At 34.8% G+C, this 17,124-nt stretch carries 16 protein-coding genes; 1 reads left to right on the top strand and 15 read right to left on the bottom strand.

What is annotated here, in order from left to right; genetic code table 11:
- Positions 1 to 223, top strand: a 223-nt coding sequence (locus tag ACP7AV_RS13930) for an IS30 family transposase (RefSeq protein WP_426065122.1), incomplete at its 5' end; no start/stop codon positions are given.
- A 380-nt stretch (positions 224 to 603) separates the two neighbouring features.
- Here ACP7AV_RS13930 and ACP7AV_RS13925 read toward each other — a convergent pair.
- From ACP7AV_RS13925 to ACP7AV_RS13855, 15 genes are all read right to left on the bottom strand, one after another.
- Complete coding sequence (locus tag ACP7AV_RS13925; RefSeq protein ID WP_426092471.1) at positions 604 to 1,887, bottom strand: lipid-binding protein; 1,284 nt, start codon at positions 1,885 to 1,887, stop codon at positions 604 to 606.
- A gap of 95 nt (positions 1,888 to 1,982) precedes the next feature.
- A complete protein-coding gene (locus ACP7AV_RS13920) occupies positions 1,983 to 3,725 on the bottom strand; it encodes a phospho-sugar mutase (RefSeq protein ID WP_426092470.1) in 1,743 nt (580 codons plus the stop codon).
- A 380-nt stretch (positions 3,726 to 4,105) separates the two neighbouring features.
- Positions 4,106 to 4,309, bottom strand: a complete 204-nt coding sequence (locus ACP7AV_RS13915; RefSeq protein ID WP_426092469.1) for a hypothetical protein — start codon at positions 4,307 to 4,309, stop codon at positions 4,106 to 4,108.
- Between the two features lie 18 nt (positions 4,310 to 4,327).
- The gene (locus ACP7AV_RS13910) at positions 4,328 to 5,728 is read right to left on the bottom strand and encodes an exopolysaccharide biosynthesis polyprenyl glycosylphosphotransferase (protein WP_426092468.1); all 1,401 of its coding nucleotides are present in this window, start codon (positions 5,726 to 5,728) and stop codon (positions 4,328 to 4,330) included.
- Positions 5,718 to 6,143 carry a hypothetical protein gene (locus ACP7AV_RS13905; protein WP_426092467.1) on the bottom strand — a complete coding sequence of 142 codons (426 nt, stop codon included), beginning with the start codon at positions 6,141 to 6,143 and terminating at the stop codon, positions 5,718 to 5,720. Before ACP7AV_RS13905 ends, ACP7AV_RS13910 begins: the two co-directional genes overlap by 11 nt.
- Positions 6,144 to 6,471: 328 nt before the next feature.
- On the bottom strand, positions 6,472 to 8,814 hold the full coding sequence (locus ACP7AV_RS13900) for a polysaccharide biosynthesis tyrosine autokinase (protein ID WP_426092466.1): 2,343 nt from the start codon (positions 8,812 to 8,814) through the stop codon (positions 6,472 to 6,474).
- A 7-nt stretch (positions 8,815 to 8,821) separates the two neighbouring features.
- Entirely contained in the window at positions 8,822 to 9,514 is a 693-nt protein-coding gene (locus ACP7AV_RS13895) for a polysaccharide biosynthesis/export family protein (protein WP_426092465.1), read from the bottom strand.
- Between the two features lie 215 nt (positions 9,515 to 9,729).
- Positions 9,730 to 10,476, bottom strand: coding sequence for a glycosyltransferase family 2 protein (locus tag ACP7AV_RS13890; protein ID WP_426092464.1), 747 nt, complete (start codon positions 10,474 to 10,476; stop codon positions 9,730 to 9,732).
- Positions 10,477 to 10,661: 185 nt separating this feature from the next.
- Positions 10,662 to 11,609, bottom strand: coding sequence for a UDP-glucuronic acid decarboxylase family protein (locus tag ACP7AV_RS13885; protein WP_426092463.1), 948 nt, complete (start codon positions 11,607 to 11,609; stop codon positions 10,662 to 10,664).
- A 6-nt stretch (positions 11,610 to 11,615) separates the two neighbouring features.
- A complete protein-coding gene (gene galE, locus ACP7AV_RS13880) occupies positions 11,616 to 12,647 on the bottom strand; it encodes a UDP-glucose 4-epimerase GalE (protein WP_426092462.1) in 1,032 nt (343 codons plus the stop codon).
- Between the two features lies 1 nt (position 12,648).
- Positions 12,649 to 13,461, bottom strand: coding sequence for a glycosyltransferase family 2 protein (locus ACP7AV_RS13875; RefSeq protein ID WP_426092461.1), 813 nt, complete (start codon positions 13,459 to 13,461; stop codon positions 12,649 to 12,651).
- Between the two features lie 203 nt (positions 13,462 to 13,664).
- Positions 13,665 to 13,988, bottom strand: coding sequence for a hypothetical protein (locus ACP7AV_RS13870; protein ID WP_426092460.1), 324 nt, complete (start codon positions 13,986 to 13,988; stop codon positions 13,665 to 13,667).
- A 223-nt stretch (positions 13,989 to 14,211) separates the two neighbouring features.
- Positions 14,212 to 15,285: a glycosyltransferase gene (locus ACP7AV_RS13865; RefSeq protein ID WP_426092459.1), complete on the bottom strand. Its 1,074-nt coding sequence runs from the start codon at positions 15,283 to 15,285 to the stop codon at positions 14,212 to 14,214.
- Between the two features lie 23 nt (positions 15,286 to 15,308).
- Positions 15,309 to 15,839, bottom strand: coding sequence for an acyltransferase (locus ACP7AV_RS13860; RefSeq protein WP_426092458.1), 531 nt, complete (start codon positions 15,837 to 15,839; stop codon positions 15,309 to 15,311).
- A 142-nt stretch (positions 15,840 to 15,981) separates the two neighbouring features.
- Complete coding sequence (locus ACP7AV_RS13855) at positions 15,982 to 17,121, bottom strand: glycosyltransferase family 4 protein (protein ID WP_426092457.1); 1,140 nt, start codon at positions 17,119 to 17,121, stop codon at positions 15,982 to 15,984.
- Positions 17,122 to 17,124: the final 3 nt, after the last annotated feature.

Raw genomic sequence — 17,124 nt, 5'->3', positions numbered from 1 at the left:
AGATTTTTTCTTTGCCAACCCTTACAGCCCTTGGGAACGTGGTGCAAATGAAAATCTAAATGGATTAATAAGACAATACATACCCAAATCATCATCATTTGATGAAATAACTCCAGAGAAAATTATAGAAATACAAGAGAAATTAAACAATAGACCAAGAAAAAGATTTAATTTTGAAACACCTAATTATATGTTTAATCAAAAAGTTGCATTTATAACTTGAATCCTGCCTATATTAAAAAAGGAGAATAAAACTTTCGTTTCTGCTCCTTTAAATAATCATAGTGCTCTAAAAAAATTGAATGATATCGCCTAGCTAGTTTCTTTAAATAAAAAAACTATTTTTAATCTTTCTTAGTGTTTTTTTTGATGTTTTTTTTGACGGATGTATCAAAAAGCAAAAATTGGTAACTCATTAGAAACCATATCAAAATCATAACTATATGCAAACCATAAAAAACTGCTTCATAAAGCATCACAACACAAAATCCCCAATACAATTCACTTTGATGCGAAAAACATCGGGAATGTTTGTAACCTAAAACTATAAAAACTTATTCATCAAATATTTTTAATGGAGAAAACTAATATTGTTCTAAAATATTAATATTTATCAACTTTTAATCCAGTACTTTTACTCCCTTCAAAAATTAAAATATTCCCTGGATCATAACTAAATTCTGCTTTGAAATAAATTTTATCGACTATATTTCCTGCTTTCGATACTCCTGTTCCTTTTTCAAATCTACCCTCTGTAATAGTTAATGTTCCTTTATCGATAATGTTCGGTTGTGCGACAGCTGTAAAAGTACCTTCCTTTAAATTTACGGAAATTTTACACTGCAGCCATGGCCCTTTTTTAGCATCGCTAATCCACATCGTTCCATCATCTTCAGAGCTGCTGTAAGTAGAAAACAAGGCGTGCTCAAAGATCAAAGAGGTCTTCTCTGAGTTCGTAATTCGTATGTACCAATCTCCGGTATAATCAAGTCGTGTTGGAATTTCACCTGGAAAAGTACGATTACTCAATTTAGAAACTAATGCTTCTGCCGTTTTCGCCTCCGAAAGCGAAAGTTTTACTACATCTTTTTCATTTGATTTTGACACTAATTCTTCTTTTTCTTTTAAAATATTTTCCTTTAAAGCGACAACTTTCTCTTTATCTTTTATAACGCTTTCCATAATAGAAACTACTACCTCTTTATCTTTTATAACATCTTCCTTTAAAGCGACTACTTCTTCTTCTAAAAGGCTTTCTTCCAAAGCTATTGGAGTTTCCTCAAGTATTTTCTTTCTTGCACTGGTCCCCCATACTATCCCAAAATTATAGGCATAATGATTTAACACTGATTCGTTCATCGGTTTCAATCCTACTTTACCTATCACTTCAAAAAATAATGCAAAATTTTTTGAAAACCAATAACGCCCTCCACCACTAATATTTAAGCTATTATTACCATTATTCTCTAAAAAAAAACGCCCTAATCCTAAACCGACATAAGTCTCAATATCGGTATTATTAAAAATTAAATCATCAAAATAATAGCGTGCTGAGGCATCTATGCTATAATAAAATCGATCTATAGATTTAATTTTTAACTTATTGGTTGAAAAAGACAATACTGCAGAAAAATCAGAACCATCACTACGACGCTCTAAACTGATAAAAAAAGGATTCGTAATGGACCATTCATCCGCATTAAAAGGTAATTTGCTATTTCCGTTATCCAAGACATTCAAACCCAAAGTTAAAAAATAGTTAGTTCTATGCTTCGATAGTTCAGAATTAAAACCTTCTTCTAGAATCTCGTCATTAATCTTTTCTTGAGCAAAAAGGGGGATTAAAGGAAATAGCAGAAAAATTCCTGATAAAAAAATTGACTTCATAATGTAATATTTAAGTTTAAAAATTGTTTAGTGGTAATGAATAAATAGGTTTAAATCAGTAGAGCTACTAATGGAATCACCTTACGACGGTCTTTTTAAGAGACTGTATCAAGTTCTAGTTCAATTTGAATCTGAATAGAATTAATTTTTTCCTTTAAAGAACTGGCTATCTTGATATAGTTTTCAACGCAATCTAAGTGAGAATGCACACTAATATAAAATTTAATTTTAGGCTCCGTTCCGCTAGGTCGTGCACAAATTTTAGAGCCGTCTTCTGTAAAAAAAATCAACACATCGGCCTTAGGAAAGGACAAAATTTCTGTTTTCCCCGTCAAAAGGTTTTGAGCAAATGAAGATTTATAATCCTCAATGCGAATCACTTTTTGACCATTCAGCTCCTGCCAAGGATTTTCTCGGAAGGAAACCATCATCTGTTTGATCGCAGCTAATCCTTCAATCCCTTTTTTGGTGATCGAAATTAAATGCTCCTGATAAAAACCATACTGCACATACAACTGCAGTAATTCCTCGTAAACGGAGCTTCCTTTGGCTTTAGCCTGGGCCGCCACTTCACAAATCAATAAAGTCGCAGCGACGGCATCTTTATCGCGAACAGCATCGCCCACCATATATCCAAAACTTTCTTCCCCTCCTCCTATGAATTCTAAATCAGGAAAATCTTTGATCATTTTAGCGATCCATTTAAATCCGGTCAAACCTAACTTACATTTCACACCATAAGCTTCAGCTAATACTGCAATCATGGGAGTTGAAACTATGGTAGAACCCACGAATTGCTTGCCATTAATTTTATCTGACTGAGCCCATTGATCTAATAAAAAATTAGTCATTAAAATCATACTTTGGTTCCCGTTCAATATAATCATTTGCCCTTCAGTGTTTCGAACGGCAACGCCCAACCGATCTCCATCTGGATCGGTTCCTATAACAATATCGGCACCCACGGTATTCGCCAAGGCCAAAGCCATTGCTAAAGCATCGGGCTCTTCAGGATTGGGGGATTGTATCGTAGGAAAATTTCCGTTGGGTTCTGCTTGTTCTTCAACAAGATACACATTGTGATAGCCCGCTTGTGATAAAGTTTGGGGAACTACCGTTATAGCAGTGCCGTGTAGCGAAGTAAATACAATTTTTAAATTTTCCTTGGCTTTTTTTGGCGTCTTAAAGCTGGTATTCGCAATCGAGGATTGAATAAAAGCCTGATCTATTTCAGTGTCGATATAGTGTATTAAGCTTTCATTAGCGTTGAACTTAATCTGATTGTAATTCAATTTTTCAATCACATTAATTATTTCCGCATCTTCGGGAGGGACAATTTGACCTCCGTCTTGCCAATAAACTTTATACCCATTGTATTCGGGGGGATTGTGAGAAGCGGTAAGCACAATACCGCAATGACAGTCTAAATATTTAAGGGCAAACGATAATTCAGGCGTGGGACGCAAATCCGAGAATAAATACACTTGGATCCCATTGGCAGAGAAAACATCGGCAACCACCTTAGCCAAACTCGAGCTATTATGTCGGCAATCATAAGCAATAACCGCCTTAATGGGCTGATTGGGAAAACAGGTATGCAAATAATCGGAAAGTCCTTGCGTACTTTTTCCAAGGGTATACTTATTAATACGATTGTTCCCAACACCCATAAGTCCTCGCATGCCCCCGGTTCCGAATTCCAGATTTTTATAAAAATGCTCCTCCACCTCATCTGGTGAAGAAGTCAGTAGCTCCTGTACCAATTCTTGTGTCACGATATCAAAACTAGGACTTAGCCATTCATTTACGGCATCTAAAATCTGGGGAGATAGACTCATTTATTTATTTTAATGGGGTGAATTGTAATAGTAATAATTTATAGGATTTGTAGGTACAATACTTTTTGGTTTCCTGTGTAATTGAGTATGATGTGTACTGGACAAGACTTTAAAAAAGAATAAAAATTATTACCTGTTGATTAAGAATCTTTTTTTTTAAATAGAGGAAGAATAACAGACAGAAGTACCGCTTTAAAAAAAGGTTTAAAAAAATCAAAATTTTTATTTCTAACAATATGACTTATTAAATCATATCCAGTTCATCGTAATTGTTAAAACAAGTATAAAAATCAAGAAAGTAATTTGCTCGGTATTTAATATTCTTTTGGTTTTTTTCTTTAAATCAAAACAATACCCGACAAAAAGACATAAAAATAATGCTATGCCTCTACATTTAATTTCGAGTTTTCAGTAGATACAAAAACTTTGGATTTATGCATTTTATCATTCAATTTTAACATCCGATCCAACTGTTTTCGTTGCACCTTGTTCTTGACATAATAGTGATGCAATTCTTTACCAATAAAAAAAGTGGCGACAGAAATTCCTGAGAGCAGACCTGCAAAGTAATAAATGAAGTTCATAAGTTCTATTTTTTAAGTTTAAAAAGCTTTCTCATCCCCTTTCAGGGTAACAATAACAGTTAAAAAACAAATTTTAACATCTTTAATCAGGCTCCAATTTTGAACATATTCAATATCAGCTCGTACACGGCGCTTCATATCCGATACTTTTTTGGTTTCTCCTCGTAAACCCGTAACCTGGGCTAAACCTGTAATACCGGGCTTAACAAAATGACGAACCATGAAATTACTAATCTGATTATTATAATCCATAGTATGCTGAAGCATATGTGGTCTAGGTCCTACAACACTCATACTTCCTAATAAAACATTAAAAAATTGTGGCATCTCATCCAAACTGGTTCGCCGGATAAATTTCCCGATCGGAGTAATACGGGCATCCCCTTTTTGAGCCTGTTGACTTTCATCAAATCCACTGGTTTGCATACTGCGAAATTTATAACACCAAAAGGCTTCGTTCTTTTTCCCCGTACGTAATTGTTTGAATAAAACGGGGCCCGGACTTTGTTTTTTAATCAGAAAAGCCAAAATAGGATACAACCAGGACAGGACAAACACAATAACCAAAATACTAAAAACAAGATCAAAAACTCTCTTAATCAATCGATTATAAGCATTTTGCAGTGGTTCATGACGGGGTTTTATCACATGGAAATTATCTAAATTGCCAGTACTAAAATGAACTTTTGTGATTGTCGAAAAATCAGGTACAAATTTTAAACGCATACTATGCTTATCCCCCAACTCAAAATAATAATTTAAATCACTGATAAAATCAGGCTTAGTTACGATGTACAATTCATTGATATTATTGGATGCAGCGCTGTGAATAGCGCTGCTAAGAGCAATGCTAAAGACTTCTTTGGTTTTAAAATCCTCCGAATAATTTTCATTAATAATACCCACAAAATGAATAAAATAAGAGTTGGTTTCTAATTTTGAAGCCAATTCAATACTGGTTTTATTGAAACCCCAAATCGCAACGACATACGGTTTGCTAACCCATTTTTTTATTTTTGTCAAAATGAGCGTAAACAAAATTCGGGATAATAAAATATAGACTAGCAAAAAACTCAATTGAAACAAATGCGCACGACTCCCAAAGGAATCTTGAAGACTACCCTGAAAAATAAAAATTGAAATTTGCCAAAGGATTCTTTGTGTCAATAAGGAACGCCAGCTGTTTCTGTAAAAAGAATCTACACTAAAAAGGGTGTCAACTCGATACAAACGGAAGTAGGTCGTGGAAAACAACCAACTCAGGATCGTTATAGGAACCATTTTACTGAGAAGTAAATCATTCCATTCAATAGCTGTTTCAGTATTAATCCTTAAAAACAAAAGAACTCCAAAAACTAAGGCCATTAAATCTGTCAGGAAACACCAAATAATGAAGGTGAATTTATATCTATTTCTCATCGGAAATCTTTTTTAAATTAAAAAAGGGTCTTAACACATAGTATACTAGGCTCCTTGTTAAACTCCCCATTACTCCAAAAAAAACATCTCTAAAATCTGAAGTCCGATTCTGAAGGACAAGTTGACCGCCTTCGGCAATACAAATTATGACCGCTGAAAAAGCCGTGTTTTGGATAAAAAGTCTCAGAGTACTTCTAACCTCTTCTTTTGTTTTTTTTATCCGTGAGGATGCTTCCAATAAAAATCCAATAGCTACGAAAGGAACTGCCGTGCGGAGATTATAATAGTAATTGCTCCATTCCAGGAGCCAGGAAGGCAAATAAATTTCGGTACCCAAATTAGGATTCGGCAACCAAGAAAAATAGAACACAGCAATAATGCACGCTACAACTAATAAAAATAAAAAAGATTTCATGCGTTTGGCATAAGTAAAATAGGGGATTTCAAAAACAATAAAGCATAATAATTAATTCTAAATACGGGAGCTAAAATATACAGCACCTCTTAATCAATACTCTTTTGTATCATCTGTGGTAAAAATCATAGTTTTTAACTCGTTGGGTTGAAATGATTCAAAAAGTCAGTTCGAATGTTTTTTTTGTGAAAGGAAACGGAACAAAACTTCTCGATACGCTTCGAACTCGAAGTAACGTGTATCTAAAACCTTTTTTAATCACTGAACCGAATTATAGCAAATAAAAAAGCAAATCAGTATGAAAATTTATCACAACAAAAAAACAACATTAATAAAAGAAGAATTTCCCTGATTTTATTTTCCTAAACCACGAGTATTTCACTTTCTCCATTCCATAATTATAACCGTAGTTATACCCGTAATTATACCCATAAGCACACTTATTATTAATCCCGTTTATGATAAAACCAACATTTTTAAGCTGTCCTTTATCCATAAGATTCTTAACGGCAATAAGGGATTTTGTATCCGAATAATTGGATCTCGTGATAAATACTGTTACATCAGCCAAATGACTAAAATTCAGCGTATCGGAAACCATCTGTACAGGTGCGGAATCTATAATTATAAAATCATAAAGAATCTTAGCTTCTTCAATCAATTGATCAAAATTGGTATTGGTTAATAATTGAGCTGGATTAGGAGGAATAGCTCCAGAGAATAGTATATCAATGTTTTCAGAAATAGCGTCATTTTTTTCCAGGAAACCTTTCCAATCCTCATTACTGTTAGACAGTAAATTAGAAAGTCCTAATCTATTTTTATCAATATCAAAATAATCATGCAATTGGGGATTTCTCAAATCAGCACCAATAAGCAATACCTTTTTGTTAGAATGACTTATAGTTACCGCGTTGTGGTAGGCCGAAAAAGTTTTTCCTTCACCCTTTAAAGAGGACGTAAATAATAGCACATACCCTTTATCTTCATTTTTTTTGGGAAGCAAATAGGAAATATTAGAATATAAGGAACGCATTGCCTCCGAAATTAGAGATCGGGAACTAGCCGTGTTGGTAAACTTTTCACTAGCTTCAACCTGAGGAATAGTCCCTAAAAAGGACGCATCGCTAATTTTTGCCACTATATCTTCCTCAGTATGTATTTTGGTATCCAACTGCAAATAGAGATACACTATACCAAAGGGCAAAAGCAAGCTAAACAAAAAAGCTCCTAAAAGAAAAGGTTTTGGCTGTGGAAAAGTAGGCGAATAATTGGTTTGAGGCATATTTAGAGTCGATAAATTTGATTCTATAACGGCCCCATTCAATATGGCTTCTTCCCTTTTTTGTAATAAAATGAGATATATTTCTTCTTTCATACTCAGATCATTATCAATATTACCTAATATTTTATCTTTTGTAGGAATGGTACTGGCCTCTGTATTAGCAATCAGCTCTTCCGATTGCAGGCCAAGATTGGTTTGATTTAGATAGCTTAAATAGTTCTCTAAAGTTTTTAAAATCGCTTGTTTTTGTACTTTTAAATGTGCCAAAACACCCAAATAGGTAGGATTGTTTTTTTGTGCCCGCTCTAAAAGTAATTCACTTTCTACAAGGCTACTATTATAACTGGAAATCAATTGATTGACAGTTGGTATCTCTAAATTATAATCAGTTCCCATAGCGGTCTTTCCCTGAGTATTTCGGATCTCTTTAATAGCAAATTTCGTCAATGAAATTTGTTTTACATTAAACAACGCAACCGATTTTTTCAGACTTTTATCACTGGTTTTATTGACAATGTATTGATCCAAAACCAGGATATCATTATTTCGTAAATACTTTTCTTTCTTACTTTCAATAGAATCTTTTTCTTTTAAAAAATCAGAAATCCGCTGATTCAAGAAAGAAACAGTATTGGTAAATAACTTTTGCTTGTTGGTAACAATATTCGCATCCAACAATACAATAAGCTCTGTTAGTATTTTTCTGGATCGATCTGGATTAGTACCACTATGATGCAAGATAAGGATACCACTTGATTTCTCCTCTGCAACAACCCTAAGAGATGATTTTAGATTTTGCAATGCTGCTTGGTTAGATTCAAGACTAACCGTATATTCTGTATCAAGGTAGCGTGTGAAATCTTTTATAGCCTCTGGAGTTAGTTCAATACGAAAAGGGAGTCCAGATCTAGCAGAAACATCATTATGACCTTTAATAATGTGCTGCTGCTTTGTGCTTTTATTATAAATAACGAACCCCTCCCTTGAAATACGTACTTCATAAGAAACGGTTGATAAAAAATCATTTGATACAGTAGGACGTATAATAAACGGAACAATATTTACAGCTTTTTGTTGAATATAACCCTCTTGAAAATAATGAATATTTAGTTTTAAACTTTTGACTACCTTTATTAAAAAGTCATTAGATGTAATAAGCATAATTTCGTCTTCCAGGTCATCTTCGCTGCTTTTTGTATCGGTGCTAATACTAATTATTTGTGTTTTCGCCTCTTCCTTTTTATCAATATTGATGAGAGCAGAACTTTGATAGATAGGTGGAACTACTTTTATATAAAAATAAGCAGCTGATGTAAAAACAAGTAAACTTATTAAAAACCAAGGCCAATATTGGAAGTACTTGAAAAACTCTTTTTTAAAATCCATCGTGGTATTATTTTAATATTAAGAAATAAAGAGTTAAAAGCGAAGCAATAATTCCAATAGTTTGCAAAGGATCTTTGATCAACCCGGCACTATTTACTTTTAACTTGTTCGGGGTTACAACAATAACATCGTTTTGACGAATACGAAATTCAGGGTTTGACATCCACGAAGCGGTTGTTAAATCAATATGATAAACTAGGCGTTCACCGTCCAATTCACGAATTAGTTTAATATCGGTTCGAACCCCGGCATAAGTGAGATCTCCAGCAATTCCTATGGCATCGAGTAAACTAATGGACTCCTCTGTAAATGGTTTTACACCAGGAGACTGTACCTCTCCTAAAATAGTAAATTTATTGTTGATCACCCGCACTTGCACTGTTGGATTCACGAGATAGCCTTCATCAATCAAACGCGCTTTTAGCGTAAGTTCCAAATTCGCAGGCCGTAATCCTACAACATTTATGGTGTCTAAAACTGGCATGCTTATCGTCCCTTCTGGTGTGACCAAATAACCACTTAATTTCATTAATTCTATTGACATTTGTTGTGCACCTCCTCCACTAATATTAAAAGGAGCAGCCACTAATGGGTTGAGGTCACTTACTGTAATTTTTAAAATATCGTTGGGCTGTATCTTGGTAGCGGCATAGGAGACAGTCGATTTATTATAAGTGTCTAAGTCTTGCAAGTACAACATCTTTTTCTTTGTGGCGCAAGACTGAATACTCAATACGAGTAGCAAAACTATTGGAAAGGCAATTTTTTTCATAAGTTTAAATAGTTGTGTATTTTAGGCAATAATTCTCATCAATCATTTTTTGATCAAAATAAATAAGAAGTATTTAGGAAGCCGAAACAATCTACAAAGCCGAGGCATGATAAGGGTAATCTTTTTATGTAATGTTGGATTTTTTAATGAACTAAATATTGTTTTAAGGCAATGGTTTTTTTCTGAAAAACCACTCGGAATGCGGCTAAACCATGGTACCTATAAATTTTGTAATCTTCATATAAAACCTCTATAGAACGTGACGCATTAGTACTCATGCCTCCCATTCGCATTTTAACGATATAGGCATTGATATAGCGTATTTTGATTTTATATTGATACAAATAGCGCAACAAAAATTCCGTGTCAGAAGCAATCTTAAAGTCAAGATTATAAAAACCGTATTTATCAATTACGGATCTCTTCAAATAAACAGTGGGATGTAATGGCAACCAACCAGATTTAATTTTCTGGAGACTAAAAGCACCTCCAATACGATTCCGGATTAATCGCTCTTCGCTATCATTTGACACGTAAACACCATCGCCATAAACACCTTCTGTTTTAGTGTCTTGCTTGAAGGAAGCTGCTATTTTACTGATCGCATCATCATCATAAAATTCATCATCAGAATGCATTAAACCAATAACATCTCCAGTAGCCATTTTAAACCCTTTATTAATAGCGTCATACATACCCTTATCCGGTTCAGAAATGTACTGGCTAATACGATCCCCATATGACGATATAATTACCTTAGTACCATCAGTAGAATTACCATCAATAATGATGTACTCGATATTGGGATAATTTTGTTTCAAAACACTTTGAATCGCTTTTTCGATAGTAAAAACACGGTTGTAGCATACCGTAATAATAGTAATACGCATAAATAATAACTTAGAATTAAAAAAAATGGAGAATAATAATAATAATAATAATAATGGTAAAGTGTATTTAAGTCTGGGATACTCCTAAAAAAGTAATAATTAGAAAATTTATTTAATCCGCGATAATCTGCGTGCAAAAACAACTTTTAAATTTTAATCCGCGTCCAAAAAAATATCAACATCAATTACAAATTATTCATTAATAGCCGATCAAAATAGCTTATGGTAGTAGTCAATCCCTCTCTTAATTGTATCTTTGGCACCCAACCTTCTAATTTAGCCTTCGCCAAAGAAATATCAGGTTGTCTTTGTTTAGGATCGTCCTGCGGCAGCGCCAAATGTATAATTTTTGATTTGGAACCCGTTAACTCAATCACTGTTTTCGCCAGTTCGAGCATCGTAAACTCATTAGGATTCCCTAAATTTACTGGTCCTAAAAACTCAGGCTCAGAGCCCATCATCCGTATGATCCCTTCCACCAAATCATCTACATATTGAAACGATCGTGTTTGTAAACCATCACCAAAGATTGTAATATCCTGTCCTTGCAAAGCCTGCACAATAAAATTAGATACTACCCTCCCGTCAACAGGATTCATATTAGGTCCGTAAGTATTAAAAATACGAATGATTTTAATCGCTACCTGATTCTGATTGTGGTAATCCATAAACAAGGTTTCGGCACAGCGCTTGCCCTCATCATAACAGGAACGTATTCCTATAGGGTTCACGTGTCCCCAATAGCTTTCAGGTTGCGGGTGTACCAACGGATCACCGTAAACTTCTGAGGTACTGGCCTGTAACACTTTCGCTTTGACCCTTTTGGCCAAACCCAAAACATTGATAGCACCCAAAACGGAAGTTTTTATAGTTTTAATGGGATTATACTGATAATGAACTGGCGAAGCTGGACAAGCCAAGTTGTAGATTTCATCTACCTCAGCATAATAAGGTTCCGTAATATCATGGCGTACCATTTCAAAATAAGGATGATCCAATAATTCCACAATATTCGCTTTGGCACCCGTAAAATAATTGTCCAAGCAAATCACTTCGTTACCTTCGTTTAACAAACGCTTACACAAATGGGAACCAACGAATCCAGCCCCTCCTGTGATTAATATTTTCTTCATTGTTATTTATTTTATACTTCTTATTTTTTTTTCCCACTTCCAAGCATTCTCTACAGAAGTATCTAAACTCACCACAGTATTCCAATGAAGCTTTTCCTTAGCCAATGAAGTATTAGCATAGGCAGCGGCTACATCTCCTACTCTTCGTGGTCCAATAGAATAGTTCAATGATTGACCGGAAACGCTTTCAAAACTACTAATGACTTCCAGCACTGTACTGCCGGTTCCAGAACCTAAATTGTAGATTTCAAAATTAGTTTCATTTTCATTTTTTAATAATCGGTTTAAGGCTGCTACATGGGCCTTTGCCAAGTCAACTACATCAATATAATCCCGAACGCAGGTTCCGTCTGCAGTCGGATAGTCATCACCAAAAACAGTTAACTTTTCAAACAAACCCGCAGCCGTTTGGGTAATAAAAGGTACTAAATTTTGAGGTTTTCCAAGAGGTAATTCCCCAATTTCTAAAGATGGATGCGCACCAATTGGATTAAAATATCGCAATAAAATAGTATTAATATTAACATCTACTTTACTGAGATCTTTGAGTATTTCCTCTCCAATTTGTTTGGTATTACCATAGGGGGATTCCGCTAGCTTAACTGGAGCAGCTTCGCTAATGGGCATACTATCTGCCTGACCATAGACCGTACAGGACGAACTAAATATCAAGGAAACTGGCTTTTTTAAATTGGTAATTTCTTGTAACAAATAAACCAAGGAACTGACATTGTTTTCGTAATAATGCAAAGGCTTAACAACGCTTTCTCCTACCGCCTTTGAAGCTGCAAAATGGATCACACCTTCTATATCCGAATGAACTTTAAAAAACCCAGCTACCGCTTTTTTATCTCTCAAATCAATATTTTCGAAATGAGTACGGCTGCCCGTGATTTTTTCAATTCCATTTAAAACGTCAAGAGTAGAATTGGATAAATTATCAATAATACAAACTTTATAGCCTTGATTTTCTAGTTCCACAACCGTGTGTGAACCTATAAAACCTAAGCCTCCGGTAATCAATATCTTTTTCATCATTTTAAATATTAGATTCTAATTTTTTTAACACTATTATTTGCTCATACATACTCTTCATGATACAAAACCGGAAACCAACGGAACCATCTAAAAAACCCAATTTAAATAAATACATGTACAAAAATTTAAAAATAGGACGAAACGGGATCTTGTAACTTATAGCCTTAAGTACACGTCTTTTTTCAATAGATTTTCCATTAAATAATTTTCCAAATGGGATTTGTTTAAAACTCACATTTTGTTCATTTTCAACTTCTTCCGAAGCATATTTTAGATGTTTAAAAAACCAGTGATTTAAACCTTTGCTGAAAAAATAGTGCTTATACGCTTCGTTTAATTTCCCCATTCCTTTCTTAAGATCTGCCTCGCGTTGTCCATGACCATATTGTTCAAAACGGGCATCAGTAAGTTTGTGAAAACGCATTTGATACACTGTACCTGCTGAATATTTCAACCAAGTATCCCACAGAATCTCTTTTGCAGGTACTAAAAAAGCCCCGTATTCGTAATCATTTATTGCTTTATTACATTCCGCTCTTAAAGCGCTAGTGAAATGTTCATCAGCATCTAAATGAAAAACCCATTCGTGTTTAAAATCGATCGTATCATTGGCAAAATTACGTTGTTGGGCAAAGTCTGTAAATTTATTTTCGAAAACCCTTGCGCCCAATTTTTCGGCTATGGTTTGAGTTCCATCACTACTATAACTGTCAATTATAACAATATCATCGCACCATCCTATAGAACTTAAACATTCCTCTAGACTATCTTTTTCATTGTAGGTTAATACAATAATGCTGAATTTATTTTCCAATATGTTTATATTTTTGGTTTGAATTATTAAAGAGGTTGTCAACTACAAACAGAAAGGGATGTGTTACTCAGATAAGAATTTAAAATGGGCGATTCTTTACTATTAATTATTAACCCGTCAGGTGCAATTATTACAAATGTTAGTTCAAGTGTTTTTTTTGTGAAGGAAAGCAGAACAAAAATGTATCTAGAACCGGATTTAATTTAAAGTATTCTGTTTTTGATCAATTTTGCTGGATTCCCACCTACGATCGCATTTACATCTACCTGTTTAATAACAACAGCCCGAGCAGCAATTACAGCATGATCTCCGATACGAACATTGGGTCCTATAAAAGCAGCCGCCGCAATCCAGACTTCATTACCAATTTGGATAGGTTTTAGCACTAGAGGAAAACTTTTTTGAGTATAATCATGAGAGGAAGCACACAAATAGGCCTTCTGAGAAATTACGGTGTTAGCACCAATACGTATCATTCCCTGATTGTAACAATCTACTTCGGGTCCCAGACTGGAATTGGCCCCCATTTCTAAATTCCAAGGGGCCCATATTCGTACAGAGGAATAAATATGCGTAGACCATTCAATTTTGGCACCAAAACATTTGAGAACTAGTACACGCCATTTTTTAAATAATCTAGAACCAAAGGGGCGAAAAAAAATTAAAGAACAAATATTCCATACCAATCTTCCTATTTTGTTTTTTAAACTGAAAGAATGGCTATAAGTAGATAAATCCAAGGTGCTTATATTATTTAAGTGTTTTATGATACAATGCAATTGTGCTTTTGGCCACTGCTTTGATATCGTATTTTGCTGCAATCAGTTGTTGACCGTTCGTTCCCATGATTTCCAGTTCATGAGCCGGAGTTTGGAAAGCTTTCAACAAAGCTATTTCTAAATTGGTGACAGACAAATCGATCCACCAGCCACATTTATTTGTTTCTAAATCTTCCCATGGAGTCCCTTGAGTGGTGATTACTGGCACTCCTACCGCCAAAGCTTCGGCCACCGCAATTCCAAAGTTTTCACTATAAGTAGGCAGTACCATCACATCAGCTGATCGTAGAAAATCCCATTTGGACTCCCCGTAATGTGGCCCTATAAAACTTACGTTTTTTAAATCTTTGGCGCTGTCACTTAGTTTATTGATATAACTAGATTCCCCATTTCCCGCAATTTCCAGTGTCCAGCTTTTAGTATTACTGTTGCGCCACGCTTGCAATAACAATTCAATGCCTTTCTTGGGATGAATGCGTGACAAAAAGACCATTTTTTTGCAACCATAAGCCGTTTTTGTTTTTTTGACATCACTCAAATCGATCCCGTTAGGAATAATAGTTATGGGATTCTTAAAACCCAAAGATCTAATGTTGTCTGCTTCCATCTGGGCTGTAGCATGGATATGCGTTGCTCTCTGGATCGCTTTTCGTTGGTACAAAGCGAGCGCTATTTTCTTCTTGAAGGGGTTGTTTGCCATTATCCAAGGCTCCAGCATCCCTCTGGGTGTTATGATATAGGGAATCTTTTTTTGAAAGGCCCAAAAAGCCATTACTTGTATATAGGGATTCCAGATGTGCTGCAAATGAATAAGGTCTATATCTTTTGCTGATAATCGAGAACCATACATAATCAACTCCCTCATACTCATAAACTCTACGGTCAAATGGGAAGTTTCTTTGATTATCACTGCATCAGCACTTTTTCGGGTGATTAATTTGATGGTTATACCCAATTTACCTAACTCAATACAGGTTTGGGGAACGGAACGAGATGGACCACCCGCACTTTTATCAATAGAGTTGGTGATGTGTAGTACTTTCATTCTTTTAAAAATTAATTTTAAGATTAAAAAACAAAACCTTGCTCTCTATTAAAATATTTAAAATCTTTAGATAGTTCTTTGATCTCTTTAGCGGGATTGCCACCATACAAGCGATAAGGATTTATAAAGGATTTAATTAATAAAGAATTTGCCCCAAGAACACTGTACGCAGGAAGAACACAACCTCCTAAAAGAGTGCATGCCGTTCCTACAAAACAATAATCACCTATGCTAATAGGATGACTGTCTTGAATATTTAATTCAATATTAATAGAATGGGTTAACAATTGACTAGAATAGCCTGCTACAGTTACAAAATTGCCAATTGTAATCACATTGGTACAGTCAAGATGATGGTTTTTAGTTATTGCAGAATATTTCCCGATTATCAAATTAGATTTGCGTTCTTTCTGATGTACAAAATGTTTCGAATCAGTTCCGCTAGAAAATCCTGTAATCCAGTTGCCTCTGGCGATGCTGGAATACGTACCAATAGAAACTAAATCTAAATGTACTGCTACATTAAAGTTTCCAATTTTGGATTTAGCCTCCATAATAAGTTTTTTTGGATAAATCCAAGACAAGCCGATCTTTGCCGAGGGATGAATTTCGTATTTGAAAAAATGAATCAACATCATTCGTTTTAGGGTCCACGGCAACAGGACAGTAATTATTTTAAGGAACAACATTGGTATTTTATTTGCTAATTAATTCAATATATTGATGCATCGTATTCTTAAAATCAAATCGTTTGCTGTTTTCATGACCAAGACAAATGACTTCTTTTCTAAACTCCGTATCTTTTAACTTCCGTAATTGGTCAGCAAAAGAAGAAGCATCATCCGGATCGGCATATAATGCTGCCCTACCGCCCACTTCTGACATCATAGGCGCTTTGTTACTCGTAATTACGGGAGCTCCACAAGCTTGGGCTTCAATAATTGGCCACCCAAAACCTTCTGAATAGGAAGGGAAAATCATGGCTTCACAACTGGAATAAAGGGCTATAATTTCCATGTCAGTTGGTCGATTTATTTCTAAGATTCGATCACTCACTCCCAATTTATTAATCAAATCATGGAGTTCTGTATTTAAGGGCGCTCCAGCTAAAACCAATAGGCCATCCCAATCATCTTTGAGTTCGTAAATCATACCTATCAATACCTTTCTGTTTTTACGCTCCAAACCAGAACCCACATGCAATAGGAATGCTTTGCCTTGAAGGGATTCAAATTTTCCTAATATTTTTTGAGTTTCATCTTCCGATAAAGGCACGAATTTTTCAGAGAGCGCATTGTGAATACATATCCAATTTTTTTTCAGCTGCGGTTGAGTATCAATCTCCCTTAATTGGTTTAATGTGAATTCCGATACGGCAGCCAATTTCCTAGCTCCTGAAAGCGCGTTTAATATAATTCTTTGTAATACTTCTCCAGATTTTGTAGCTGTACAATACGTATCAGGATAACCTAAACCTGCTCTGATCGCTAATACATCATGACAACTAATTAGCGTTTTATTCTTGGGTAAGAAATAAAGATAAAATGCATTGGAATGATCACAAATATGATACTGCTCTTTTTGGAATAAAATAAAATTTATAGTTCTTTTTAACAGAAGCTGTAATGGAAATAGCAGGAATTTATCTATATAACCGAACCATTTTGCGAATCTGGAAGTATCACCAACCATTTTCCCAAAAAGTACATTAGGACGCATTACACTAACTCCGAATTTTGATTTTGAATAACCTTCTGCCATCAATGCTTCAAAAATCTGCATACTGAATTGCTTATCAGCTGTATAATTGCCAATAAGTATTATTTTAGTTTTCATAAA

Source organism: Flavobacterium sp. DSR3-2, assembly GCF_049896525.1.
In the GTDB taxonomy this organism is placed as follows: Bacteria; Bacteroidota; Bacteroidia; order Flavobacteriales; family Flavobacteriaceae; genus Flavobacterium.
Note: the sequence above shows the minus strand (reverse complement) of the source record. Positions and strands in the feature narration are given on the sequence as shown.